This window comes from Caballeronia arvi (assembly GCF_001544695.2).
Taxonomy (GTDB): domain Bacteria; phylum Pseudomonadota; class Gammaproteobacteria; order Burkholderiales; family Burkholderiaceae; genus Caballeronia; species Caballeronia arvi.
The window spans coordinates 65,506-88,881 of sequence record NZ_FCOM02000026.1; the positions used below are offsets into that span (position 1 = coordinate 65,506).

Annotated in this window: 23 protein-coding genes; 12 read left to right on the top strand and 11 right to left on the bottom strand. The window is 62.3% G+C overall.

Features of this window, described 5'->3' with window-relative positions:
• Window position 1: 1 nt before the first annotated feature.
• Window positions 2-175, bottom strand: coding sequence for a hypothetical protein (locus AWB74_RS46490; RefSeq protein ID WP_160110318.1), 174 nt, complete (start codon window positions 173-175; stop codon window positions 2-4).
• 401 nt (window positions 176-576) lie between these two features.
• Between AWB74_RS46490 and AWB74_RS25085 the strand changes: the two genes are divergently transcribed.
• Genes AWB74_RS25085 through AWB74_RS25105 form a run of 5 tightly spaced genes read left to right on the top strand, consistent with a single transcriptional unit; the run spans window position 577 to window position 5,876 of the window.
• On the top strand, window positions 577-1,536 hold the full coding sequence (locus AWB74_RS25085; protein WP_061149406.1) for an ABC transporter substrate-binding protein: 960 nt from the start codon (window positions 577-579) through the stop codon (window positions 1,534-1,536).
• Window positions 1,537-1,555: 19 nt separating this feature from the next.
• Window positions 1,556-3,076: a sugar ABC transporter ATP-binding protein gene (locus AWB74_RS25090; RefSeq protein WP_061149407.1), complete on the top strand. Its 1,521-nt coding sequence runs from the start codon at window positions 1,556-1,558 to the stop codon at window positions 3,074-3,076.
• Window positions 3,069-4,127 (top strand): ABC transporter permease, encoded by a 1,059-nt coding sequence (locus AWB74_RS25095; RefSeq protein WP_061149408.1) that lies wholly within the window; start codon window positions 3,069-3,071, stop codon window positions 4,125-4,127. Before AWB74_RS25090 ends, AWB74_RS25095 begins: the two co-directional genes overlap by 8 nt.
• Window positions 4,124-5,146 (top strand): galactofuranose ABC transporter, permease protein YjfF, encoded by a 1,023-nt coding sequence (gene yjfF, locus AWB74_RS25100; protein ID WP_096032031.1) that lies wholly within the window; start codon window positions 4,124-4,126, stop codon window positions 5,144-5,146. Before AWB74_RS25095 ends, yjfF begins: the two co-directional genes overlap by 4 nt.
• A 7-nt stretch (window positions 5,147-5,153) precedes the next feature.
• Window positions 5,154-5,876, top strand: coding sequence for a FadR/GntR family transcriptional regulator (locus tag AWB74_RS25105; protein ID WP_061149409.1), 723 nt, complete (start codon window positions 5,154-5,156; stop codon window positions 5,874-5,876).
• Between the two features lie 3 nt (window positions 5,877-5,879).
• Here the strand turns inward: AWB74_RS25105 and AWB74_RS25110 are convergent, their stop codons facing one another.
• From AWB74_RS25110 to AWB74_RS25120, 3 genes are all read right to left on the bottom strand, one after another.
• Complete coding sequence (locus AWB74_RS25110; protein ID WP_061149410.1) at window positions 5,880-7,043, bottom strand: phytanoyl-CoA dioxygenase family protein; 1,164 nt, start codon at window positions 7,041-7,043, stop codon at window positions 5,880-5,882.
• Window positions 7,044-7,162: 119 nt separating this feature from the next.
• Entirely contained in the window at window positions 7,163-7,723 is a 561-nt protein-coding gene (locus tag AWB74_RS25115) for an MASE1 domain-containing protein (RefSeq protein ID WP_061149411.1), read from the bottom strand.
• 50 nt (window positions 7,724-7,773) lie between these two features.
• Window positions 7,774-8,073, bottom strand: a complete 300-nt coding sequence (locus AWB74_RS25120; protein WP_061149412.1) for a hypothetical protein — start codon at window positions 8,071-8,073, stop codon at window positions 7,774-7,776.
• Window positions 8,074-8,240: 167 nt separating this feature from the next.
• On the opposite strand from AWB74_RS25120, the gene AWB74_RS25125 reads away from it, so the two are divergent.
• A complete protein-coding gene (locus AWB74_RS25125; RefSeq protein ID WP_061149413.1) occupies window positions 8,241-8,594 on the top strand; it encodes a MarR family transcriptional regulator in 354 nt (117 codons plus the stop codon).
• Window positions 8,595-8,604: 10 nt separating this feature from the next.
• On the opposite strand, the gene AWB74_RS25130 is transcribed toward AWB74_RS25125, so the two are convergent.
• Window positions 8,605-8,964 (bottom strand): glyoxalase superfamily protein, encoded by a 360-nt coding sequence (locus tag AWB74_RS25130; protein WP_061149414.1) that lies wholly within the window; start codon window positions 8,962-8,964, stop codon window positions 8,605-8,607.
• Window positions 8,965-9,012: 48 nt separating this feature from the next.
• Window positions 9,013-9,921, bottom strand: coding sequence for a transcriptional regulator GcvA (gene gcvA / locus AWB74_RS25135; RefSeq protein ID WP_061149415.1), 909 nt, complete (start codon window positions 9,919-9,921; stop codon window positions 9,013-9,015).
• Window positions 9,922-10,026: 105 nt separating this feature from the next.
• On the opposite strand from gcvA, the gene AWB74_RS25140 reads away from it, so the two are divergent.
• The 4 genes from AWB74_RS25140 to corA all read left to right on the top strand — a co-directional run bounded on the left by AWB74_RS25140 (window position 10,027) and on the right by corA (window position 14,553).
• Entirely contained in the window at window positions 10,027-10,869 is an 843-nt protein-coding gene (locus tag AWB74_RS25140; RefSeq protein ID WP_061149416.1) for a DMT family transporter, read from the top strand.
• 123 nt (window positions 10,870-10,992) lie between these two features.
• Window positions 10,993-12,921, top strand: a complete 1,929-nt coding sequence (locus tag AWB74_RS25145) for a diguanylate cyclase domain-containing protein (protein ID WP_061149448.1) — start codon at window positions 10,993-10,995, stop codon at window positions 12,919-12,921.
• A 250-nt stretch (window positions 12,922-13,171) separates the two neighbouring features.
• Window positions 13,172-13,387, top strand: a complete 216-nt coding sequence (locus AWB74_RS25150) for a hypothetical protein (protein WP_061149417.1) — start codon at window positions 13,172-13,174, stop codon at window positions 13,385-13,387.
• A gap of 188 nt (window positions 13,388-13,575) precedes the next feature.
• Window positions 13,576-14,553, top strand: coding sequence for a magnesium/cobalt transporter CorA (gene corA / locus AWB74_RS25155; protein WP_061149418.1), 978 nt, complete (start codon window positions 13,576-13,578; stop codon window positions 14,551-14,553).
• 31 nt (window positions 14,554-14,584) lie between these two features.
• On the opposite strand, the gene AWB74_RS25160 is transcribed toward corA, so the two are convergent.
• Entirely contained in the window at window positions 14,585-15,337 is a 753-nt protein-coding gene (locus AWB74_RS25160; RefSeq protein WP_143749309.1) for a hypothetical protein, read from the bottom strand.
• A 315-nt stretch (window positions 15,338-15,652) separates the two neighbouring features.
• Window positions 15,653-15,946, bottom strand: coding sequence for a GYD domain-containing protein (locus AWB74_RS25165; protein ID WP_061149420.1), 294 nt, complete (start codon window positions 15,944-15,946; stop codon window positions 15,653-15,655).
• Window positions 15,947-16,306: 360 nt separating this feature from the next.
• Between AWB74_RS25165 and AWB74_RS25170 the strand changes: the two genes are divergently transcribed.
• Window positions 16,307-17,971 (top strand): alpha-amylase family protein, encoded by a 1,665-nt coding sequence (locus AWB74_RS25170; RefSeq protein WP_061149421.1) that lies wholly within the window; start codon window positions 16,307-16,309, stop codon window positions 17,969-17,971.
• Between the two features lie 24 nt (window positions 17,972-17,995).
• On the opposite strand, the gene AWB74_RS25175 is transcribed toward AWB74_RS25170, so the two are convergent.
• Together AWB74_RS25175 and AWB74_RS25180 are read right to left on the bottom strand one after the other, a co-directional pair.
• Window positions 17,996-19,360, bottom strand: coding sequence for an MFS transporter (locus AWB74_RS25175; RefSeq protein ID WP_061149422.1), 1,365 nt, complete (start codon window positions 19,358-19,360; stop codon window positions 17,996-17,998).
• Between the two features lie 103 nt (window positions 19,361-19,463).
• Window positions 19,464-21,065, bottom strand: a complete 1,602-nt coding sequence (locus tag AWB74_RS25180) for an ATPase (RefSeq protein ID WP_235024679.1) — start codon at window positions 21,063-21,065, stop codon at window positions 19,464-19,466.
• Window positions 21,066-21,534: 469 nt separating this feature from the next.
• On the opposite strand from AWB74_RS25180, the gene AWB74_RS25185 reads away from it, so the two are divergent.
• Entirely contained in the window at window positions 21,535-22,452 is a 918-nt protein-coding gene (locus AWB74_RS25185) for a LysR family transcriptional regulator (RefSeq protein WP_061149424.1), read from the top strand.
• Here AWB74_RS25185 and AWB74_RS25190 read toward each other — a convergent pair.
• Window positions 22,443-23,366 (bottom strand): SMP-30/gluconolactonase/LRE family protein, encoded by a 924-nt coding sequence (locus AWB74_RS25190; protein WP_061149425.1) that lies wholly within the window; start codon window positions 23,364-23,366, stop codon window positions 22,443-22,445. The two genes, AWB74_RS25185 and AWB74_RS25190, sit on opposite strands and share 10 nt — an antisense overlap.
• Window positions 23,367-23,376: the final 10 nt, after the last annotated feature.

Below are 23,376 nucleotides of genomic sequence, written 5' to 3' on the forward strand. Positions count from 1 at the left end.
TTCACGCGGTGGTATCGACGCGATTGCCGAGATGCGCCGGATTGCTCGGCGTCGTCTTCGTGTTCGCGTTCGGGGTGGCCGTCTCGGCGGCCGGGTTATCGGCGCCGCGCTTGATGGGCAGCGTGTGCGACGACGCTTGCGTCGCGTGTGATGTGCTCGGGCCGGTGACGTTCATGCTGCGCGCTCCTTGAGGATAAATGACGTTGCCGATTGCAACGGAGTGCATCTTCACCGGGCGCGCGGTACGGCGATCGCGCAAGAAAACGCTGCTTTCCGCGAGTGCTTACGAGACGTTACGTCGCCGTTACCAGTTCTTAGGCCGCCATGAAAGTGAATGCTGCAACGCAGCGCGCGGCGCGAGATCGTATGACTGTTTCAGCCTTAAAAGCGGGTTAACGTGAATTAAAAGTGGCCGGATAGCTTCATATAGTCAATCTATCTCGGGCGGCCGTCTTTTATTCGGTCAAAACCCAAATACCGGAATAAGGAAAGGTCTCGGGATGAATAGAACAACGAATTAACACGATATTCCAAAAATCATTCGAATAATTGCCAACGCATGGAGGAACTACTGACATGAAACGCCGCACCGTGTTAGTCGCGCTCGCCGCCGCGCCGCTGGGCGCAATGCTTCCGATAACGAGCTTCGCGCAGAAACCCATCGTGCTCGGCTTCGCGCAAGTGGGCGCCGAAAGCGAATGGCGCACCGCGAACACCGAGTCGATCAAGTCGAGCGCGAAGGAAGCCGGCATCGACCTGAAATTCTCCGACGCGCAGCAGAAGCAGGAAAACCAGATCAAGGCAATCCGCTCGTATATCGCGCAGAAGGTCGATGTAATCGCGTTCTCGCCCGTGGTCGAAACGGGCTGGGAAACCGTGCTCGTCGAAGCGAAGAACGCGAAGATTCCCGTCGTGCTCACCGACCGCGCGATCAGCAGCAAGGACGAGTCGCTCTACGTCACGTTCATCGGCTCGGACTTCACCGAGGAAGGCCGCAAGGCGGGCCGCTGGCTGCTGGAGAAGGAAAAAGGCAAGCCGGGGCCGATCAATATCGTCGAGTTGCAGGGCACGGTAGGCTCGGCGCCCGCGATCGATCGCAAGAAGGGCTTCGAGGAAATCATCAAGGGCGATCCGAGATTCAAGATCATCCGCTCGCAGACGGGCGACTTCACGCGCGCGAAGGGCAAGGAAGTGATGGAGGCGTTCCTCAAGGCCGAGGGCAAGAACATCAACGTGCTCTATGCGCATAACGACGATATGGCGATCGGCGCGATCCAGGCGATCGAGGAAGCGGGCATGAAGCCGGGCCAGGACATCGTCATCATTTCGGTGGATGGCGTGAAGGGCGCGTTCGAAGCGATGATGGCGGGCAAGCTCAATGTATCGGTCGAATGCAGTCCGCTGCTCGGGCCGCAACTGATGTCGGTCGTGAAGGACATCAAGGCGGGCAAGGCGGTGCCCAAGCGCATCGTCACGCAGGAAAGCATCTTCCCGATGGAGGTCGCCGCGAAGGAATTCCCCAACCGGAAGTACTGAGCGGAAATATTGATACCCGATGACATCGCCCGTACTGGAATTGCGCGGCATCGACAAGCGCTTCGCTGGCGTGCATGCGCTGCAGGACGTGAACCTCACGCTCTATCCGGGTGAGGTTCACGCGCTCATGGGACAGAACGGCGCGGGCAAGTCGACGCTCATCAAGGTGCTGACCGGCGTCGTGAGCCTCGATGCCGGCGAGATCCTGCTCGATGGCCGCGCCATTCGTCCCGATTCGCCGCTGGAGGCGCAAAAGCTCGGCATCAGCACGGTGTATCAGGAAGTGAATCTCTGCCCGAATCTTTCCGTGGCGGAGAACATCTTCGCGGGTTACTTTCCGCGGCGCGGCGCGCTGCATGGTTATCGCATCGACTGGGATGCGACGAACAGGCAAGCGCGCGACCTGCTCGCGCGCATCGGGCTCGATATCGACGTCACGCGCGTATTGACGAGCTATTCGGTCGCCGTGCAGCAGATGGTGGCGATTGCGCGGGCGCTGAAGCTGTCGTCGAAAGTATTGATACTCGACGAACCGACCTCCAGCCTCGACGACGACGAAGTGCGCCGCCTCTTCGACGTGCTGCGCCGCCTGCGTGGCGAAGGTCTCGCGATTCTGTTCGTCACGCACTTTCTGAATCAGGTCTACGCGATCTCGGACCGCATCACGGTGTTGCGCAACAGCCGGCGCGTGGGTGAATGGCGCGCGAGCGAACTGGGCACGCAGGCGCTCATCGCCGCGATGCTCGGGCGGGAGCTGGCCGCCGCACAGGCGCGTCAGGCACCGCCCGACGATGTCGACACGAACGCGAACGAAGCGGCTTTGCTCGACGCCACGCGCCTCGGCCAGAAGGGTCAGCTTCAACCGCTCGATCTGCGCGTGCGTGCGGGCGAAGTAGTCGGCGTAGCGGGATTGCTCGGCTCGGGGCGCACCGAACTCGCGAAGCTGCTCTTCGGCCTGGAGAAGCCCGACGAAGGCGAGTTGCGCATCGACGGCGTGCCCGTTTCGTTCGCGACGCCCGCGCATGCGATCCGTCATGGCATCGCGTTTTGTCCGGAAGAGCGCAAGGCCGACGGCATCGTCGCGGAACTGTCGCTGCGCGAGAACATCGCGCTCGCGTTGCAGGCGCGCATGGGCGCGCGGCGCTGCCTCACGCGCGCACAACAGAGCGCGCTGGCGGAGCGTTTCGTGCGCGCGCTCGGCATCAAGGCTGCGACGCTCGACATGCCGATCGGCCTGCTTTCAGGCGGCAATCAGCAGAAGGCGCTCATCGCGCGATGGCTCGCCACCGAGCCGCGTCTGCTGATTCTCGACGAGCCCACGCGCGGCATCGACGTCGCGGCGAAGCAGGAAATCATGGACGAAATACTCCGGCTCGCATCGACGGGCATGGCCGTGCTCTTCATCTCGTCGGAGATTGCGGAAGTCGTGCGGATCGCGAACCGCATCGTCGTGCTGCGCGACCGGCGCAAGGTCGGCGAATTGCCCGCGGGCACGAGCGAGGACACCGTGTGCGAAATGATCGGAGCCGAACATGGATGACACGATGAAGCATGGAATGCTTCGTTCTGCGATGGAACACCGCCTCGGCTGGCCGATCGTCACGCTGATCCTGCTGCTCGCGTTGAACGCGGCGTTCAATCCGGGCTTTCTCCATGTCGAATGGCGCAATGGGCATCTGTACGGCAGTTTCATCGATATCCTCAATCGCGCCGCGCCGCTCGCCGTCGTCGCGCTCGGCATGACCATCGTGATCGCGACACGCGGTATCGATATCTCCGTCGGCGCGGTCGTCGCCATCGCGGGCGCGGTCGCCGCATGGGCGATCGGCGGCTCGATCGCGGGCAATGTCACGCGCTTTCCGTTGCCCGTCGTGATCGTGCTGGCGCTCGGCGTCGCCTTGCTGTGCGGATTGTGGAACGGCTTGCTCGTCGCGCGCGCGGGCATGCAGCCGATCATCGCGACGCTCATTCTCATGGTCGCGGGACGCGGCATCGCCCAGCTCATCACGAGCGGCCAGATCATCACGATCTACTACTCGCCCTACTTCTTCTTCGGCGGCGGTTATCTGCTCGGCGTGCCGGTGTCGATCCTGATCGTCGCGCTCGTGTTCGTGCTGTTGTATCTCGCGATCACGCGCACGGCGCTCGGTCTCTTTCTGCAAGCCATCGGCATCAATCCGACGGCCGCGCGCGTCGCGGGTGTGCAGGCGAAGCGGCTCACGCTCGGCGCATATGCGTTCAGCGGCTTGTGCGCGGGCGTGGCGGGCATTCTCATCAGCTCGAACGTAAAGAGCGCCGATGGCAACAACGCGGGCCTCCTGCTCGAACTCGATGCGATTCTCGCCGTCACGCTAGGCGGCACCGCGCTCACGGGCGGGCGCTTCACGCTCGCGGGCAGCGTGATCGGCGCGCTCATCATCCAGACGCTCACGTATCTGATCTATTCGCTCGGCGTGCCGCCGGAGGTGAATCTCGTGGTGAAGGCCATCGTCGTGTTCGCGGTGATGATGCTGCAATCGGGCGAATTCCGCGCAACGGTCGCGAAGTTCGCGCGCCGCCCGGCTCTTTCCGAACGCGAGGTGCGCCGATGAACTCGGGCCTGCCCACGCTCGCGCATCAACGCAAGGGCGATGCGCCGCCGCGCAAATCATCGCGCGGCCGCTATCTGCCGCTGGCGGCGACGGTGTCGCTTTTCATCGTCATATCCGTGCTCGGCTCGGTGATGTACACGGGCTTCTTCTCGCCGCAGGTCTTTCTCAATCTGCTGATCGACAATGCGTTTCTGATCGTCGTCGCGGTCGGCGAGACCTTCGTGATTCTGTCGGGCGGCATCGATCTTTCGGTGGGATCGGTGATCGCGCTCACGACGATGGTATCCGCCGCGCTCGTCGAGAAGGCGGGCTGGCATCCGCTCGTGGTCATCCCGCTCGTGCTCGCGATGGGCACGGCGTTCGGCACGCTCATGGGCTGGCTGATCGCGCGCTTCCGCTTGCAGCCGTTCATCGTGACGCTTGCGGGCATGTTTCTCGCGCGCGGGCTGTGCTATCTCATCAGCATCGATTCGATCAGCATCACGAACCCGTGGTACGCGACGGTTTCGCAGATCCGCATTCCGGTGATGACCGGCGCGTCGCTTTCGCTCGGCGCGGTGATCGCGCTCGTCGTGCTCGCGTTCGCGGTATTCGTCGCGCATTACACGCCATTCGGCCGCACGATCTATGCGGTCGGCGGCAATCCGCACTCCGCGCTTCTGATGGGCTTGCCGGTGAATGCGGCGACCATCGGCGCTTATGCGTTGTCGGGTTTCTGCTCGGCGCTCGGCGGCGTGCTGTTCACGTTCTACATGCTTTCGGGTTATGGACTGCATGCTATGGGTCTCGAACTCGATGCGATCGCTTCGGTCGTCATCGGCGGAACGTTGTTGACGGGCGGCGTCGGCTATGTGATCGGCACGCTCTTCGGCGTGCTGCTGCTCGGCATCATCCAGACGCTGATCTCGTTCGACGGCTCGCTCAGTTCGTGGTGGACGAAGATCGCGGTCGGCGCGTTGCTGCTCGTGTTCTGTCTGTCGCAGCGCGCGTTCGGCGACCGCGCGGCGGCAAAGCGCTGACAACGATATGGACTATCGCCATCCACAGCCCCGCAAGAGCATGCACGCGCGCATCGTGCAGGAGCTCGGCGTCGATATCGTGAGCGGCAAGCTCAAGCCGGGCGACCGTCTGCCCGCCGAGGCGAAACTTTGCGAAGCGTATGGCGTGAGCCGTCCCGTGCTGCGTGAAGCGACGCGCGTGCTCGTTGCGAAGGGGCTTGTGCTGTCGAAACCGCGGCTGGGCAGCGTCGTGCGTCCGCGCGACGAGTGGCACACGCTCGATCCCGATGTGCTCTTCTGGACCATCAACAGCGTGCACGAGGGCGAGTTCTTTCAGTCATTGCTCGTGGTGCGCAGGATCGTCGAACCGGCTGCGGCGGCGCTCGCCGCATCGAACGCGACGGACGAGGATGTCGCGCGTATCCGCGATGCTTATGAACGTATGTCGCGTGCGGGCACGTCAGAGGAGTTGCTTGCGCCGGATCTGGAGTTTCATCGCGCGATCATGACGGCCACGCATAACGACATGCTGATGTATATCGGGCATATGTTGTCGCTGGCGCTGTCGGAGTCGATCAAGCTGACGAGCCGGCATCCTGATACGCATGCGCTGTCGTTGCCGCGGCACAAGGCTATTCTGACCGCGATTGCGAATCATGATCCGCTCGGCGCGCGGCATGCGAGTGTCGTGCAACTGGATAATGCGCGGGCGGATGCGGAAAATGTGTTGTCGGCGGTTTATCAGGAGTAGGTGTTACACGCCGCGCCGCCACGCGTTATCCTTCAACGCACGCATCAGCGCATCGACAGTCCATCGTTCATCGACCGCCTGCCGGACCAGCGCCTGCTGACTCTTCGGCGCAAGACCACCGACAGGCGGATCGCGATCCAGATTCGTCGGAAACGCATAACCTTCCGCGCACGACGCGATGACCGCATCGATCTGCTGATCGCTCAGTGCGCCCATCGCCCTGCAATCGAGCAGCGCCGGATAAAGGGCTTCGCACATGCGCGCGCGATCGAGCGTTTCCATCGCCCTTCCATATGCCGACGACACTTGCAGCAGATTCGCCATGCGCTGCACATCGCGCGTGCGATTCGCGCCGGCCGCATGAAACAGCGCCGGGCTGAAAAACAGCGCATCGCCCTTTTCAAGCGGCAGTTGCACATGGTGCGCTTCGAAGTACTCGCGAAAGTCGGCACGACGCCACGCGAGATAACCTTGCGCATAGCGTTGCGAGAACGGCAGCAATTGCGTCGGTCCGCTTTCGACAGGCATGTCGCTATGCGCGACCGCGCCTTGCAACGTGAGAAACGGCGACATCGCATGAACATGCGCCGGATAGCGCCGCACTTCATCCGCACTCTGAAAACCGAGGTGATAGTCGCGATGCGCCTGTTGCGCGCCTCCGCCCGGGCGCACGACATTGACCTGCGATGTCATCTGATACGCGGGGCCGAGCCACGCTTGCGCCGCACAGTCGATGAACCGGTTCGCGAAGTAGCGCGCATAGACCCGAGGCGCTTGCAGACAGAGCTTCTCCTGCGCGTTCCAGATGCGATCGTTCGCGCCGGCTTTTGCAAAGTGATCGCCCGCATTCGTGCCCCCTTCGCGCTCTTGCCGGATGATCGATTCGAAAATCGCGGTGGCCTCGTCGATAGGACCGACATCCGCGTACGCATGCCTCAGCACGAAGACGCCTGCACCGTCGCGAAGCACGCTGGCCCATTCTGCTTGCAGCGCCATGCGCTTGTCCGGATAGTTCAAGACATCGACGAGCGTGCCGCAATCGTACAGCGGAATCTCCTTCTCGATACCGGCCGCAAATGCGAGTTTCACCACGTCGTCGCGCGCAAGCAAATTCGAAAACGCGTCGAGCGAGCAATCGCTCTCGCTGTACCAGTTCGTCTCGTTCATGTCTCGCTCCGTTTTCATCAAGAATAACGGCTTGTGCATTCGAGCGGGACATGAGCGGGCGGCGGCCGCCTCTCCATTGATCGCCACTCAATGCCAGCAAACGACGCTCCCGTAAGAGGTCAGTCGCGCGTCAGAGACTCGCGCGGCCTCGGCAGAAAATGCAGTACCAACTTCAACGTATAGATGACGATGATCGTGCCCGCGAGATCACCGACAAACATCGCGAAGAATCTCGAAAGGATGTCGTGGCTATCGCCTTGAAGATAGAACCAGATGTTATGCAGCAGCGGCCCGGCTATGGCATACGCGCCCATTAGCACCATGAGCCGCGCCGCCGTGAGATTCGACAGCGACGCATTCAGCCCATAGATCTCGCGCGCGAGGCGATAGACCGCATAAGGCGCGATCGTCGAGATGATTCCGCCGGCAAATGCACGCACGGGATCATTGGGAAAGAAGTAAAAGAAATCGACGATCCAGCTCGCGATCAACAGTCCGATCGCGCCGTCCGCGCCGAAAAGCAGCGTGCCGAGCAGCCGAATGCCGGCCGGCAGATACACCCAGTTTACGCCGCGCACGAATTCGGAATGAACGAAGATTTCCTGATTGGCCCAGAGTGAGCCGATAAAGACGAGCGCCGTTCCGACGACGGAGCATAGACGCAGTTGAAAGGAAGACATGTGGCGTGCCAGTGAGCGGCGGCAGGGTCGCTCATCTTAACGCAGCACCGCTAAGGCCGCGCTTTACCGGCGGCATCATGCATCGCACATGCAGCATGCTTTGGCGACGCCTGAAGCTTCATCGCGATTCGCTCCAGTTCTTCCAGCAAACACTGCAACTCGGCTTGCTGATTGAGTGTGATCGTCGGTGCGTGCTGCAAATCTTCGATGCGCTCGCGCCAGTACGACACCGGCCACGCCGCGCTGCGATGCCAGTGGCGCGAGCGGATCATCCGCCCGAGATGATCGATTTCCTGCTCGATGAAATGCGCCGTGATATAGGTGAAGTCGCGTTCCTGAGCCACGTCCATGCCCCCGATTTTCGCCCGTGCGACTGAGAATGCAACGCTCGTCGCCTCGCTTGCCCGGAGGTGAATCTTATCACTCTCTTATCAGGTTGATAAATACATCCTGCGCGAAACCGTGTTTCGTTTTTTGGCCGATGCTATGATTATCGGTCTGAGTGGAACGGTTTTTCATGGCCAAAAAGAACGTCTTCGATGCCTATTTTCGCTTCCTGAATCTGGCTCAGGCGGTGCAGGCATTGCCTTCGGTACCCAAACTCGACGCCGCCGAGGAACGTTTGCTGGAAGCGCTTACGGCATCGTGGCATGCCGGGAGAACGCTGACGGTCACGGAAACGATGGCACTGTCGGTCGCGGGCGCACCGGCCACGGTGCATCGCAAGCTGACGAGCCTCAGGAAGCAAGGGCTCGTGTCTGTCGGCGAGAGCAGCGACGATCTGCGCATCAAGACCGTCGTCCCGACGCGCAAGGCGCTGGATTACTTCGAAAAGCTCGCCGCGTGTCTCGAAGAGGCGAAGAAACGCTGAGCCCGGCGCGTCACGCAAGCTGACAGAATCGGAGGCAATTCCCGAACGGATCGTAAATCTGCATCTGACGGCCCCAGTCCACTTCGTCGATGCCGGGCCGCGCGTACCGATAAGGCTTCGCACGCAACTCGCCGTGCAACGCGTCGATGTCATCGACGGGCACGAACAAGAACGAGCCCGGCGTACCGTCGCCGTGATGTTCGCTGAGATGAAAGACGACCTGCCCGCGCCTGATCTGGCAATAGAGCGGCATGCCCTCTTCGAAGCGATGCTCCCAGTCCAGCTCGAAGCCGAGATAGTCGAGATAGAACACGTAAGCCTTTTCGACCGAAAAGATTCGCACGATGGGAATGGCGTCGAGCAGTTTCATGAGCGTGTCGTCCGTGATTGGCGGCGCAGGACTTCCGATGTTACTGCCTCACGCATCCTGTGCGCCCGCGAACGCCTCGCCCTCGTGCTCGAGCCATGATCGAAACAAAACGATGAGTTCGTCACTCGCCCTTTCGTCGGCGACATAAGTGCAATAACTCCGCGACGGCAGGCGCGGTCCCGCGAAAGGCGCGACGAGCCGGCCCGTGGCGAGATCGTCGGCGACGAGCGCGGTCGGACCCATCGCGATGCCCATGCCATCGACAGCCGCCTGCAAGGTCAGATAGAAGTGGTCGAAAGTCAGCACCGCTGCGGGCGTGAACGCGGGCATGTTCGCCTGCGCGATCCAGTCGGGCCAGACGCGCGGCAAGCTCGACGTATGCAGCAGCGTGTGCCGCCGCATGTCCTCCGGCACAGCAAGCGGCAAGCGCTTCAACAGCGCGGGACTGCACACGGGCAAGCGCTCTTCGGCCAGAAAAGGCCGCATCGCGTAGCCGTAGAACGTGTCCGGACCGCCGCGAATCACGATGTCGTAGGCATCCCTCAGACTTTCCACCGGCTCGTTCGATGTCTCGATCCTGACCTCGACATCCGCATGACGGGCACGGAACTGTTCGAGCCGCGGCACGAGCCAGCGCAAGGTGAAGGTGGCGGGCGCGTTCACGGTGAGCGTGCGCGACACGGCTTCGGACAGACCATAGCGCGCCGTGGCTTGCGCGAGCTGATCGAAGAGTGGCGCGATTTCCGCGAGATAGACGCGCGCCGCCGCCGTCAGCACCACGCGCCGGTTATGACGCTCGAACAAGGGCGCGCCGAGCCACGCTTCCAACAGCCGCACTTGCTGGCTGATCGCGCCGTGCGTCACATGCAGCTCCGCCGCGGCTTCCTTGAAACTGCCGAGCCGCCCCGCCGCTTCGAAGGCGCGCAGCGCATTGAGCGAAGGCAATGCCTGTCTCATGTCGCAAGAGTTTTTCTAACGTGAGACCGCAATTTAAATGGTTTGTTGCGCCCATACAAGATAGATATTCTATGAAGTATCTGCCACGTAACCAGAACAAAACGCATGCTCAGCTATACCGGCGGTGTCGTCCTCTTCGCAGCGCTGCTGCACGCAAGCTGGAACGCGATGCTTCACGGCAATCGCGACCGCTTCCTGTCGATGACATGGATGAGCGTCGCGATCGGCGTCGTGTCCGCATTCGTCGTGCTGTATATGCCGATGCCGCCGAAAGCCGCGTGGCCGTACATCGTCGCATCGGGGCTCGTGCATATCGTCTATAACCTGAGCCTCGTGCGCGCGTATCGCCGCGGCGATCTCGCGCAGGCTTATCCGATCGCGCGCGGCTCGTCGCCGATGCTCGTCACGCTCGGCGCGGCCCTCTTCGCGCATGAGTCGATCGGCGCGCTGCACGCGTTCGGCATCGTGCTGATATCGGGCGGCATCATGGCGCTCGCGCTGCAGGGCGGCCGCGTATCGCGCGCGGGCGCGCTCGCTGCGCTGACGACGGGCGCGACCATCGCGGTCTATACCGTCATCGACGGCATCGGCGTGCGTCTCTCCGACGGCGAAGCGATCACCTATACCGCGTGGATGTTCATGTTCTACTGGTTCATGCCGGTGATCTTCGTCGCGAAGCGCGGCCTGCCCGCGCTGTGGACGCCGCTCAGAGATGCGCCGATGGCCGTGGGATCGTCGCTCGCGGGCGGCCTCGTGTCGATCGCCGCATACGGCATCGTCATCTGGGCGATGCAGGCCGGCGCGATGGGCGCGGTATCCGCGTTGCGCGAGACCAGCGTCGTGTTCGCGGCCCTCATCGGCCGCGTGTTCCTGCAGGAAGCGGTCAGCGCGAAACGCTGGCTCGCGTGCGTGGTCGTCGCGGCGGGCGCGGTGTGTCTGGGCATGTGAGCCGTGCGCCGAACTGAACCGAAAGCCTGCCTTTGATCGGCGAATCGGGATTGCATGAGGTTCGATAAATTGCCCGTCGTGGCATTGGGCCCGACGGCGAAACCAGAAGAACCGAGAACCAACTTGCATCCCGTACACGAATGGCACGCGGCACCCCTTCCCGCCGATGAAGCAAAACGACTGCATCTGCTGCACAGCCTCGACCTGCTCGATACGCCGCACGAAGAAGTCTTCGACCGCGTGACGCGCGTCGTCGCGGAACTGCTGGAGGTGCCGATCGCGCTGGTGTCGCTCGTCGACGCGCATCGGCAATGGTTCAAGTCGCGCCTCGGACTGGACGTGTGCGAAACCGCGCGCGACGTGTCCTTCTGCGCGTACGCGCTGCATTCGGAGCGCCTGCTGCTCGTCGAAGATACGCACGCCGATGCGCGCTTCGCGGGCAATCCGCTCGTCACGGGCGCGCCGCATGTCCGCTTCTATGCCGGCGTGCCGCTGCGCTCGTCGGGCGGACTCGTGCTCGGCACGCTGTGCGCGATCGACACGAAGCCGAGAACACTGAGCGCATCGAAACAGGCGGCGTTGTGCGATCTGGCGGCCACCGTCGAGCGCGAGATCGTGCAGCGGGAAGCCGCGCGCGAGACACGCGAGATTCAGGAAGTCGACCGCCGCAAGCTGCGCCTCTCCGAGTCGCGCTTTCACACGATCTTCCAGCAGACGCCGACGGGCAAGGCCATCGTCGATCTGGACGGCCGATTCATCGAAGTGAATCCGAAGCTGTGCGAGATCACCGGTTACAGCGCCGACGAACTCGTATCGATGACCTTTCAGCAGATCACGGAAGAAGCCGATCTGCCCGAAGACATGGAACTTGTCGCCGAATTGCTCGACGGCGCGCGCAAGACGTATTCGCTCGCAAAGCGCTATCGCCGCCGCGACGGCGCCACGATCTGGGTCGACCTCTGTGTCGCGCTGATCCGCGACGAACGCGGCGAGCCGCTGCATTTCGTCAGCGTGGCGCAGGACATCACGAGCCGCAAACACAGCGAGCAGATGTTGCGCGATTACCGTCAGGAGCTCGAACGCCGCGTGCTCGGCCGCACGTCCGAACTCACGAGCAGCCGCGCGGCGTTGCAGACGATCACGGACAACCTGCCCGTGCTGATCGCCCATGTCGATGCGGACCTGCGGTACCGCTTCAACAATCAGGTGTATCGGGACGTGTTCGGCGTCGATCCGGCCGCGCTGCGCGGCAAGACCGTGCGCGACGCCATCGGCGCGGCGACCTTCGAGCGCTGCCTGCCGTACTTTCGCCGCGTGCTCGCGGGCGAACGCGTGACGCACGAGGACATCGTCTACGAAGGCGCGCCTAGCCGCATCTGGAACGCGACGTATATCCCGGAGTATCGGCGCGACAAGGTCGTCGGCTTCTACATCATGTCGCAGGACATCACCGAGACGAAGCGGCGCGAGAACCAGATGCGCTCCGAAGTCATGCTCGATGCGCTGACGGGCCTGCCGAACCGCCGCGCGCTCGCCGAGCAGCTCGCGCTTTATGTCGATGCCGCCCGCGCCGACGACATGCCGTTCGCGCTCTTCTTCATGGACCTCGACGGCTTCAAGAACGTCAACGATCAGCACGGTCACGATGTCGGCGACGCGCTGCTCCGGCAAGTGGCCGCGCGCCTCAAAAAGACCACGCGCGCGGGCGATCTCGTCTGCCGTCTCGCGGGCGACGAGTTCGTGCTGCTCGCGCGCGGCATTGCGTCGTCGAGCGCGTGCAGCCGGATCGCGCAGGATATCTGCCGCGCGATCGGCCGGCCTTTCGACCTGGCCAATGGCGAAGCGCGGCTCGGCACGAGCGTCGGCATCGCGATGTGCGCGGCGGGCTTCGATACCTCGGCGGAAGCGCTGCTCGCGCAAGCCGATCGCGCGATGTACGAAGCGAAGCGCAAGGGCCGAAACGGCTTTCGCTTCGCGTCGATGCCGGCGGACGCCGCGCCCGCGATCGACGCGTGTCTCGAAGCGGCCGGCGAGCACGCGATGCACCACTGAAATTTCACGATGCGCAATCGGGGTCCGGTTTTCGAAAACGCACGCTGCATGGCAGCATGGCGCAGGTTGCACATCGGACAACCGGCTTTCGCATCGTGAAATTATGCGTCTAACTCATTGAAATTTAACGTGTTTTATTTGGTGTCCGAGGCCACGGATCGCCGCTGCCCGCTCGCCTTTCTTCGATAACCTCTTATACAAGAGGTGCGCCTTCGCGCCCGACGCTTTCCAATCACGCTGGAGAAACGCGATGCAGAACGTCTATATCGAACCGATGCCGAAGGGCCAGTGGGGGCCGATCGACGGCTACGCACTCGAATTCCATGACGGCACCCGAATCACGCAGCAGGTTTATCGCTCCGAGCGGCTCGCCGCCGACGAAATCAGGCTGCGCGGCTATTCGCCCCTGATCGCGAAGGTTCGCGTGACCGACAAGGCCGTCGACGAGCACTGGCAAGCCGCCTGATCGCCCGAAGCACTTCATCGATCCCTTCCCCCTGTCGCGCGCGGCCAACCTTCACGCCGCGCGCGATGTCATCAAACCGTCGACTGACCCATGCACGATGCATGTCTGGTCAGGTCCGATAAAACGCAGCTCAATGGCAGTCCAGGGCGCGAGCCATCCCAACGCATCCTCCCGCAAGGAGACCGGTCATGTTGATAGCCTGCGTTGCCTATCAGGACGGCCGCAAGCTCGCCGATATCACCGTCGACGAGATCAGCGACTACGTGCAAAAGCCGGAGTGCTTCGTATGGGTCGCGCTCAAGGATCCGGAGCCCACCGAACTCGACGCAATGCGCGAGGAATTCGGCCTGCATGAACTCGCCGTCGAGGATGTGCGCACGCATCATCAATGGCCGAAGATCGAGGAATACGGCGACTCGCTGTTCGCCGTGATGCACACGGTCGAGCTCACGGAAGACGGCAGCCTGCTCTTCGGCGAAGTCGATGTGTTCGTCGGCAGAAACTACGTGCTCACGGTGCGCATGCGCGCGACGCGCGGCTTCACGAAGGTGCGCGAGCGCTGCGAGAGCGAGCCGCCGATGCTCAGGCAAGGCTCCGCGTTCGTGCTCTACGCGCTGATGGACGATATCGTCGACGGCTACTTCACCGTGCTCGAAACGCTCACCGCCGATCTCGAAGTGCTGGAAGACCGCATTTTCGCGCGCCAGGACAACAGGGATTCGCGCGAGCTCATCGAGGATCTTTATCGCTTCAAGCGGCGGCTCGTCGTGTTGCGGCATCACGTCGGTCCGCTGCTCGAAGGCGTGGGGAAGCTGACCGGCGGGCGCGTGCCGGGCATCTGCGCCGGCATGACGGCGTACTTCAAGGATGTCTACGTGCATCTGGAGCGCATCGTCGGCGCGATCGACGGACGCCGCGAAATGGTGATCACCGCGATTCAGGTGAACCTCGGCATGATCGCACTCGCCGACAGCGAAATCACCAAACGGCTCGGCACATTCGCGGCGATGTTCGCGGTCCCGACGATGATCGCCGGCATTTACGGCATGAACTTCGAGCACATGCCCGAGTTGCACTCGCGGTTCGGCTATCCGGTCGTGATCGCCGCGATCGTCACCATCGACACTTTGCTTTTCCGCTGGTTTCGAAAGGCGAAGTGGATCTGAACGCGCGCGCTTTCGTCGGCAGATACGCCGGCTAATTCTTCCGGCTCGGCTTCCAGCTTCCGTCGGCGGTCATCGCGGGTTTGACCGGTGCGGGCACGGCTGCGACCTTCTGAAAGTCTTTCGATCCGGATTTGGCTTTCGCGACTTCCTGGCGGTGCGGTTGCGGCTTGCTCGTCTTCTGCTGTTTCGGTTCCGTCTTCGATGCCTGACGTTGGGTGGCCTTCGCACACGCACGATCGGACTTTTGCGAGCACGTGGCGGCAGGTTTGGAAGCACCGGCTTTGGAAGCGACCTTATGCGATGCCTGTGTGCGAGGCGCGGCGTTCTTCTTTACGACCGGGCGTTCGGGCACGACCGCCTGCGGCGTGCTTTCCTTGCTCGATGCGACCACCGGAATCAATGGCGACGCCGTATAGACCGAAGGACGCGCTGCATCGGGCGCGCGGCTTTCGACGGTCCTTGCGGCCACGTCGATCTTCGGCGCCGCCTCGCGGACCGGCCCGGCGACGGCGACAGGCACCGAGGCGGCGCGCGCGGTCGCGCCATGATTTTCGAAGTAAGCGCGCGCGAGCACACAGGCGCCGAGCACGACGCCTGCCATCGCGACCGTGGCCAGCATGGAATTCGACTTGCGTTGCGGTTGCTCCAGCGCATGAGCAGCCGCAGGCGCCGGCAAACGCGGTTCGCGCCCTTCGATGCGGCCAAGCCGTTTCTCGACGCGGTCCGCTTCGCCGTACTCCTGAAAACGGCGCGTCACGCCGCGCGCCGCCACGACCGCACGCATCGCGGTTTCCGCGCCTCTCGTCAGCACGGCCCCGTGCCGATCCGCGCCGCAAAAAGGACATGCGCTCTCTTCCACTGAAGAGAGCGTTTCACATCGGGGGCAGATGACCGAATAAGGCGACGAGCGAACGCCTTGCTGATCCACTGTCACATCACACTCCAGACGAATGATTCCGGAGGGTCGATCGACAATCAGCGATCGCCCGTTCGCAAGTTATGCATACGAATCCACCGTAGCATACCGGCCGACGTTGCGAAAGACGGAAGAATCCGTGCGTGAATCAGCATCTATTCGTCAGCAGAATCGCGCTCTGCTCTACTTCAATCCGCCGACGATACGCTCCATCTCGACTTCGTCGAACGCACGCATCGTTGTCGTGCGGACATTGCCCAGTCCTCCGAGCATGAGGCCGAGACGGGTCATCGTTTCATCGTCAGGCGAATCGACCGAAGCGACCAGATCGTAGGTGCCGAGTGTCCAGTGCAATGACTTGAGCGTCGCGCCCATCGACTGGCTCGTTTCGCGGAACGCGCGTGCCCGCTTGATCGTGTCCTTCGCGCTGCGCACGCCCTGATCGGTCCAGTTGAGCAGCATGATGTAGGTGGCCATGTCGTCCTCGTCGAGTGAGAGTGACACTGCCGCACGCGGACGAGCGCAGCCGCCGCGCGCGCAGCGTTTTTCTATGCGTGGATAAAGAGGCAAAGAAAAGGGAAGAGAGGCGGCTATCGCGCAGAAGATCTGGCGCTTGCGACAAGAGCGCCGCCGATGGGATATCGCCCGGTTTCGCGTTGCGGGCCGCATCGATTGCATATGCGGCGCACGGTCGGGCTGACTGCCTGAAAAAAAGTATAGGCGACGCCGTGAGGTGCGAAGGTGCATCCACGCTTCGAAACGTTGCCTGCTTCGAAGGATGCCGATTACACTCGAACGGTTCCGCGCCGCTCACGAACCGGGCTCCGATCAAAGCGCATGGTCAACGACCTCTGGTACAAGAACGCAATCATCTACTGCCTGTCCGTCGGCGTGTTCATGGACGCGAACGGCGATGGCGTCGGCGACTTTCAGGGTCTGGTGCGCCGCCTCGACTATCTTCAGGGCTTAGGCATCACGACGATATGGCTGATGCCGTTCCAGCCATCGCCCGGCCGCGACAACGGCTATGACATCTCCGATTACTACAACGTCGATCCGCGCTACGGCACGCTCGGCGACTTCACGGAATTCACTCACGCATGCCGTCAACGCGGCCTGCGCGTGATGATCGATCTCGTCGTGAATCACACGTCGGATCAGCATCCGTGGTTCAGGGAGGCGCGGCGCGACCCGGCATCGAAATATCGCGACTGGTATGTGTGGTCGAAGAAGCGGCCGGCCCGCGCGAAAGAAGGCGTCGTATTCCCCGGCGTGCAGAAGTCGACGTGGACCTACGATAAAGAAGCGGCCATGTGGTACTACCACCGCTTCTACGACTTTCAGCCCGACCTGAACACGGCCAATCCCTATGTGCAGGCCGAGCTGCTCAAGATCATGGGCTTCTGGATTCAGCTCGGCGTCTCGGGATTTCGCATGGATGCGGTGCCGTTCGTCATCGCCACCAAGGGTGCGCAGGTGAAGCGGCCGGTCGAGCAATACGACATGCTGCGCATGTTCCGCGAGTTCCTGCAATGGCGTCAGGGCGACGCCATCATTCTCGCGGAAGCGAACGTGCTGCCCGATACCGACATGCAGTACTTCGGCGATGCAGGCGAGCGGTTGCAGATGATGTTCAACTTCCAGGTCAATCAGAACACGTTCTATGCGCTCGCGAGCGCGGACGCCACGCCGTTGAAGAAGGCGCTCGAAGCGACGAAGTCGCGCGCCGCGACGGCGCAGTGGGGCGTATTCCTGCGCAACCACGACGAGCTCGATCTCGGGCGGTTGTCGTCTGAAGAGCGTGAGACCGTGTTCGCCGCATTCGGCCCGGAACCGGACATGCAGCTCTACGAACGCGGCATTCGACGGCGTCTTGCGCCGATGCTCGATGGCGACCGTCACCGGCTGGAGCTTGCGTACAGCCTGATGTTGACGCTGCCGGGCACGCCCGTCGTGCGTTACGGCGATGAAATCGGCATGGGCGACGACCTGCGCCTGCCCGAGCGTGAAAGCGTGCGTACCCCGATGCAGTGGTCCACCGAGCCGCACGCGGGTTTCACGAAGCATACGCGGCCCGTGTCTCCCGTGATCTCGGGCGGACCGTACGGCTTCGAACGTGTGAACGTCGCCAGTCAGCGCCGGGACCCGAATTCGCTGCTCAACTGGATCGAGCGGATGATTCGCATGCGCAAGGAGGTGCCTGAAATAAGCTGGGGCGATTTCGCGATCCTGCGGACATCGCGTGACGATGTGCTCGTGCTGCGCTATGAGTGGCGCAACAACTCGGTAGTCTGCGTGCACAACTTCAGCGCGGCCGCGTGCACGGTGAAGTTTCACGTCCGCGCGGAGGCCGGCGAGAGCACCATGCTCGTCAACCTGCTCTCGGACGACCACAGCCAAGGCACGGCGAAAGGACAGCATACCGTCGTGCTGGAACCGTTTGGCTATCGATGGTTCCGCGTGGGCGGCCTCGATTATCTTCTGAAGCGCAGCGAAGTATGAGGCGTGCGCTTCGCCGGGCTTCGATCAATGCGCCGGTCTTGCGTGATGGTGCTCGCCCATCGGTTCGTCATATTCGCGCGAGATGTCCTTGTTCGTGTAGTCGCCCATTCGCCACGCCGCAGCGAGGCTGAACAATCCGCACACGAAAATATAGCCCGCGATCGCATAGCCCGAGTGGTAATACGCGAAGAGCGCGGTTGCGATCAAGGGCGCGGGACCGCCCGCAATCACCGAAGCGAGTTGATAACCCAGCGATGCACCGCTGTAACGCAGCCGCCCCGTGAAAGACTCGGCGATCAACGCGGCCTGCGGCCCGTACATCATCGAATGTGGCACCAGTGAAAGCACGATGGCCACGAAAATCCAGACAGAATTTCTGGTGTCGACCATTGCGAAGAAGACGAAGCCGAACAGGCCCGCGAGCGCCGCGCCGATCATGTACATCCGGCGGCGTCCGATGAGATCGGACACGTGACCGAACAGTGGGATCGTGAAGAATTCCAGCACGGATGCGGCGAGCACGGCCATGAGCAACAGATCGCGCGACGCGCCGAGCGTCCGCACGCCATAGGTGAAGACGAAGGCCGTGAAGATATAGAAAGGCGCCTGCTCGGCCATCCGCACGAACGCGGAAAGCAGAATGTCTTTCGGTTGCCGGCGTATGACTTCGAGCGTCGGCGCCTTTTCGATCTTATTCTCGGCCAGAAGCTTGGCGAAGATCGGCGTCTCGAGAATGCTCAGCCGGATATAAAGACCGATCGCGACCAGTACGATGCTGAGGACGAACGGCACGCGCCAGCCCCACGTGAGAAATGCGCTGCCGGAAATCTGGCTCATCGCGAGCACGGCGAGATTGGCGATGAACAGCCCCGCGGGCACGCCGAACTGCGGCCACGAAGCGACGAAGCCGCGATGCGAATTCGTGCGCGCCCATTCCATCGACATCAAAACGGAGCCGCCCCATTCGCCGCCGACGCCCACGCCTTGAATGAAGCGCAGCACGGTCAGCACGACGGCGCCCCAGATGCCGATCGTCGCGTAGGTCGGCACGAATGCGACCGCGAACGTGGCCAGCCCCATGAGCAGCAGCGTGACGATCAGCGTGGCCTTCCGTCCGATCCGATCGCCGTAGTGACCGAAGATGGCCGCACCGACCGGCCGCGCGATGAAGCCGACAGCGTAGATCAGAAACGCCTGCAACGTGCCGACGAGCGGGTCCGATTCCGGAAAGTACAGCTTGGCAAAGACAAGGCCCGTGACGGTGCTGTAAAGAAAGAAGTCATACCATTCGATCGTCGTGCCGATCGTGCTGGCGACGACGGCACGGCGAAGCTGGCGCCGATAATCTTCATCGGACAGGGGCATGGCCCCCGATTGAGTGGCAGCCATTTCGAATCCCCATTGGAGGCAAGCGCTTAGCTTAATTACACACTTTAATTCAATGAGGGATTCCCTGTTGCTCTCGAATGATATGAAGTTATGGACGGCTATCTCAACGCGCCACGAACACGAACGGTGCAAGACCGCTATACGCGGAACCACTGGTGAATGACCGCATCCCGAGGTCGATATTCCTGTACATGCCGTCCGCACGCTGCTTCAACTGATTGACGGACCAGACGCCGCTTCGCTCCAGAAGGATGGACTGCGTCCTCGGTTCGTACTGGAGATAACCCAGCAGGTTCGACGAAGCCAGCAAGGTCGTCTTGGCTCGGCTCGCCACGTCATAGAGGATGATCGGACTCGGTTTCGTGTCGTTGTCGTCGGCAAAAAGGATTTGCTGGTTGCTGATGGCCGCGAGGAATTTCGGGTTCTTTTCCGGCAGATCGGTCAGCACGCGCGTAATGCCGCTTTCCAGGTCCATTTCCGTCAGACTGCCCTGGGCCGCCGCAGACGCGAAGCTGACGAAGTAGGCCTTCTTGCCATCGGGGGTCACGGCGAACTGATCATGGAGCGTGCTCGGCGCCGAACCTGCCGGGTAGCCGCCTGTGATCAGCGAGAGGGCCGTGTCGATGCGCAGCACTTCCACCTTCGTCCCCTCCGCGATCGATAGCGCGTAGATGTTCCCACTGTCGTTTCTTGCCGTCGCCAGCCTGATGAGGTTGAAGGCTTCTGGCAACACGATCGTTCTGACGAGCGTCCCGGCGTCCGCGTCGATGATGCTGATGACGTTCTTGCTCGACAGATAGACCTGACTTCCATCCGGCGCGGGCTGAAGGTCATAGCCGGTGAACGTCGTCAGCAACGGACCGATGGGCGTGACGCGCAAGACCGTATTCGTCGCCGTGTCGATGGTCGCGAGATCGATCGATGTCGAACTTCTTTCGAGAAGCACGTGCAGCCGTTTTCCATCGGTGCTGGCGAACATTCGGTCGACCCGCTTGTAGTCGCCCGTCAGCGACAGATCGATCGAAGCCTTCGCGGCGTGCGTGGAGAAGTCGTACGCGGTCACCTGCGCAGGGGCTTGCGCGCGCGTCAGCGTGTACACGGTTTCGTTGCCGCGCGGAGGCCCGTAGTACTTCTGCGCCATCTCGATGTCGGTGGCGCTGAGCTTGCCGTCGCCGTTCCACTTCGGATTGCAGTAGTTCATGATCGATGCGAGATCCCACGGCCCGATCATCGTGTCGCCCGAATTGCCTTGCGCGGGCTCCGTGCACGTCGAAGGCGTGTCCGGCCGGTTTTGCTCGTGCGCAAAGCCCAGCGCGTGACCGAATTCATGCGCGGCAAGGCGGCGAATGCAGAACTCCTCGCGCCCCTGGCAACTCTGGCTCCAGTTCATGAAGGTGAAATTGAGCACCATGCCACCCGCCGCGTTGTTCAGCATTGCGCCGAGGCCAAAGGTGTGCGGCCCTTCCGCCGCACTGTCTTCGACGGAAATCCGTATGCCGTAATAGTTCGGATCGTTCGTGCATTGCTGCCAGCCCGAGAACTGGGCGCCGGAATGCTGCTCCCAGGTCTCTTTGACCGCGAGACGCGTCCACTTGCGCTGTTCCGAATATCGCGCGAAATCGGCATTGTTCATGTCCCAGCACACACCGATGGGAAAGCGATCCCAGATGACCGTCGACAACGCGTAACCCTTCGTCGTGCTCACATCCTGAGCTGCCGGTTGTGCGGCCGCACCCTTCGCGTTCGATCCTGGTGCATCGGAGCCGGCATCGCCCCCGCATGCACTGAGAAGTACTCCTGAAAAAACTGCCAGAACGAGCCCTCTGATCCTTCTCATTTTCTTCTCCGTTAAGTCGAGACCATGCCAACTCGCGCATGGCGGAAGGAAATATCTTTCAGTGCGTAATCAGACCGGAAGATTCTTTACAGGAGAATTTCCGCAAGCTTCTGCCTTTCAACGCGTGGGCGTCAATCATTAATTGCACGAATTGTGGGATGAGGAAGCGCCACGGGGTAACGGGTACGGCCTTAGCTGGCGTTACCGGCTACGCGGGAAGTACGAGCGTGCGGAGCCAGGGCTTTTTTTTCATCCTCTGCACGTGCAATCGACCGCATGCATACTCTCGCTTCATGGACAAAGCATCGCGGCGAGAAGACCGCGGCCCGGAGACCCGATGCGTTTCGATCTGCAATCGCTGAAATTATTCGTCGCTGTCTGCGAGCACGGCAGTATCGCGCGCGCGGCGGAAGCCGGGAATATCGCGCCTTCGGCGCTCAGCAAGCGCATGTCTCAGCTCGAAGACACCCTCAAGACCGCCCTCTTCGTGCGCAGCAACAAAGGGCTCGAACTGACGGCCGCCGCCGCGGCGCTCTTGCAGCACGCACGGGTGCTCCTGCGCGACATCGCACAAATGGAAAGCGAGCTGCTCGATCATGCGGAAGGCGTGCGCGGACAGATCCGGCTCCATGCCAGCCTGTCCACCATCGTCCAGTACATCGCCAACGATATCCGCGATTTCCTCGAGTTGCATCCGGGGCTGCGCATCGATCTGCAAGAAAGTCTGAGTCCCGCCGTCGTGCGAGCCGTGGCCGAAAACGCAGCCGATATCGGCGTATTCGGCGGCACGACGGTCACCACCGGCCTGCAGGTATTCCCCTATCGCAGCGATCGGCTCGTGGTCATCATGCCGCCCGATCATCCGTTGAGCCGCGCCGAACGGGTGAAATTCCGCGAAGTGGCCGAATACCCGCTGGTGGGGCCGCAGGCGGGCAGCTATCTGAATTCGCTGGTGTTGCGCGCCGCCGCCGATCTGGATCATCCGCTCAAATTATCGATCCGGGTCAACGGTTTCGAGCCGGTGCGCAGCATGGTGGAAGCGCGCCTCGGCATCGGCCTCGTGCCGGAGCGTCATGCCGAGCGTTACGTCAGTTCGGCGCCGCTGGTCGCCGTGCAGCTCGACGAAACCTGGGCCGAACGGCACTGGAAGATCTGCGTGCGAGAGGCCGAGTCGCTTCCCGCGCCCGTCCAGCTCTTTCTCAGTCATCTGCTCGCGAGTCGGGATGCGCAGCAGACGCGCGGTGATCACGAATAAGCCAGCTTCAACCCGGCCTGCGGCCACGGCAAAGTGCCGAGACGTCCCGTGCCGGACATCGTGATGTAAGCCGTTTTCATGTCGATGCCGCCGAAGCAGATATTCGTCACCATGCCGTCGGGCACCATCGCCTGCCGGAGCACCTCGCCCGTCGGCGCGACCACCGTGATGCAGCCCGTGACGAGCGTGGCCACGCAGATATTGCCCGCTGCATCCACGGCCAGGCTGTCGAAGCGCTGGTAGCCAGGCAAACCGCACACCAGACGCCCGCCGTGCGGCGACGGATAAGGATGCTTGCGCGCCTGGCCAGGCGCTTCCAGATCGAACGCCCACAGTCGCGCGGTCTCGGTCTCCGCCACATAGACGACACGGTCGTCCGGCGACAGACCGACACCGTTGGCCGTCGTAAGCGGGTACGCCACTTCGACGATCATCGATCCATCGGCGCGCGCGTAATAGAGGCCCGCGTGATCGCGGTCACGCAGCCGGTTCTTGCCGAAATCGGTGAAGTAGAAGCCGCCGTCGTGGTCGAACACGATATCGTTGGGACCGCACAGCGGATAGTCGCCGCAGCGGTCGTACAGCGTCGTCAGCGCACCTGTGCGCGGGTCGAAGCGTTCGATACGGCCGCTGGTATATCGCGGATGCACGCCCGGCTTCGTGCGGTTCAACCCCGCGACGGTCCGGAACAGGAAGCCTCCGTTGTTGCAGATGTAGAAGGCGCCGTCCGGCCCCAGCGCCAGGCCGTTGGGACCGCCGCCGACATCCGCGAGCACGCTCACCGTGCCATCGGCGGCCACGCGGCTGAGCGTCTCGCGCTCGATCTCGACCAGCACGATCGAGCCATCGGGCATCGCCACCGGCCCTTCGGGAAATTTCAGGCCTTCGGCCAGGATTCGCACGCCGCTTTCCATCGTCGCCTCT

Bases quoted from the DNA above. Each gene is read 5' to 3' on its own strand.
- AWB74_RS25150 (WP_061149417.1), top strand. From the start codon at position 13,172: ATGCAGAACGTCTATATCGAACCGATGCCGAAGGGCCAGTGGGGGCCG.
- AWB74_RS25160 (WP_143749309.1), bottom strand. From the start codon at position 15,337: ATGCGTGCGGTCGTGGCGGCGCGCGGCGTGACGCGCCGTTTTCAGGAG.
- AWB74_RS25090 (WP_061149407.1), top strand. From the start codon at position 1,556: ATGACATCGCCCGTACTGGAATTGCGCGGCATCGACAAGCGCTTCGCT.
- corA (WP_061149418.1), top strand. From the start codon at position 13,576: ATGTTGATAGCCTGCGTTGCCTATCAGGACGGCCGCAAGCTCGCCGAT.
- AWB74_RS25120 (WP_061149412.1), bottom strand. From the start codon at position 8,073: ATGGACGTGGCTCAGGAACGCGACTTCACCTATATCACGGCGCATTTC.
- AWB74_RS25170 (WP_061149421.1), top strand. From the start codon at position 16,307: ATGGTCAACGACCTCTGGTACAAGAACGCAATCATCTACTGCCTGTCC.
- AWB74_RS25115 (WP_061149411.1), bottom strand. From the start codon at position 7,723: ATGTCTTCCTTTCAACTGCGTCTATGCTCCGTCGTCGGAACGGCGCTC.
- AWB74_RS25105 (WP_061149409.1), top strand. From the start codon at position 5,154: ATGGACTATCGCCATCCACAGCCCCGCAAGAGCATGCACGCGCGCATC.
- AWB74_RS25095 (WP_061149408.1), top strand. From the start codon at position 3,069: ATGGATGACACGATGAAGCATGGAATGCTTCGTTCTGCGATGGAACAC.
- AWB74_RS25125 (WP_061149413.1), top strand. From the start codon at position 8,241: ATGGCCAAAAAGAACGTCTTCGATGCCTATTTTCGCTTCCTGAATCTG.
- AWB74_RS25185 (WP_061149424.1), top strand. From the start codon at position 21,535: ATGCGTTTCGATCTGCAATCGCTGAAATTATTCGTCGCTGTCTGCGAG.
- yjfF (WP_096032031.1), top strand. From the start codon at position 4,124: ATGAACTCGGGCCTGCCCACGCTCGCGCATCAACGCAAGGGCGATGCG.
- AWB74_RS25140 (WP_061149416.1), top strand. From the start codon at position 10,027: ATGCTCAGCTATACCGGCGGTGTCGTCCTCTTCGCAGCGCTGCTGCAC.
- AWB74_RS25175 (WP_061149422.1), bottom strand. From the start codon at position 19,360: ATGGCTGCCACTCAATCGGGGGCCATGCCCCTGTCCGATGAAGATTAT.
- AWB74_RS25190 (WP_061149425.1), bottom strand. From the start codon at position 23,366: ATGGAAAGCGGCGTGCGAATCCTGGCCGAAGGCCTGAAATTTCCCGAA.
- AWB74_RS25110 (WP_061149410.1), bottom strand. From the start codon at position 7,043: ATGAACGAGACGAACTGGTACAGCGAGAGCGATTGCTCGCTCGACGCG.
- AWB74_RS25130 (WP_061149414.1), bottom strand. From the start codon at position 8,964: ATGAAACTGCTCGACGCCATTCCCATCGTGCGAATCTTTTCGGTCGAA.
- AWB74_RS25165 (WP_061149420.1), bottom strand. From the start codon at position 15,946: ATGGCCACCTACATCATGCTGCTCAACTGGACCGATCAGGGCGTGCGC.
- AWB74_RS25085 (WP_061149406.1), top strand. From the start codon at position 577: ATGAAACGCCGCACCGTGTTAGTCGCGCTCGCCGCCGCGCCGCTGGGC.
- gcvA (WP_061149415.1), bottom strand. From the start codon at position 9,921: ATGAGACAGGCATTGCCTTCGCTCAATGCGCTGCGCGCCTTCGAAGCG.
- AWB74_RS46490 (WP_160110318.1), bottom strand. From the start codon at position 175: ATGAACGTCACCGGCCCGAGCACATCACACGCGACGCAAGCGTCGTCG.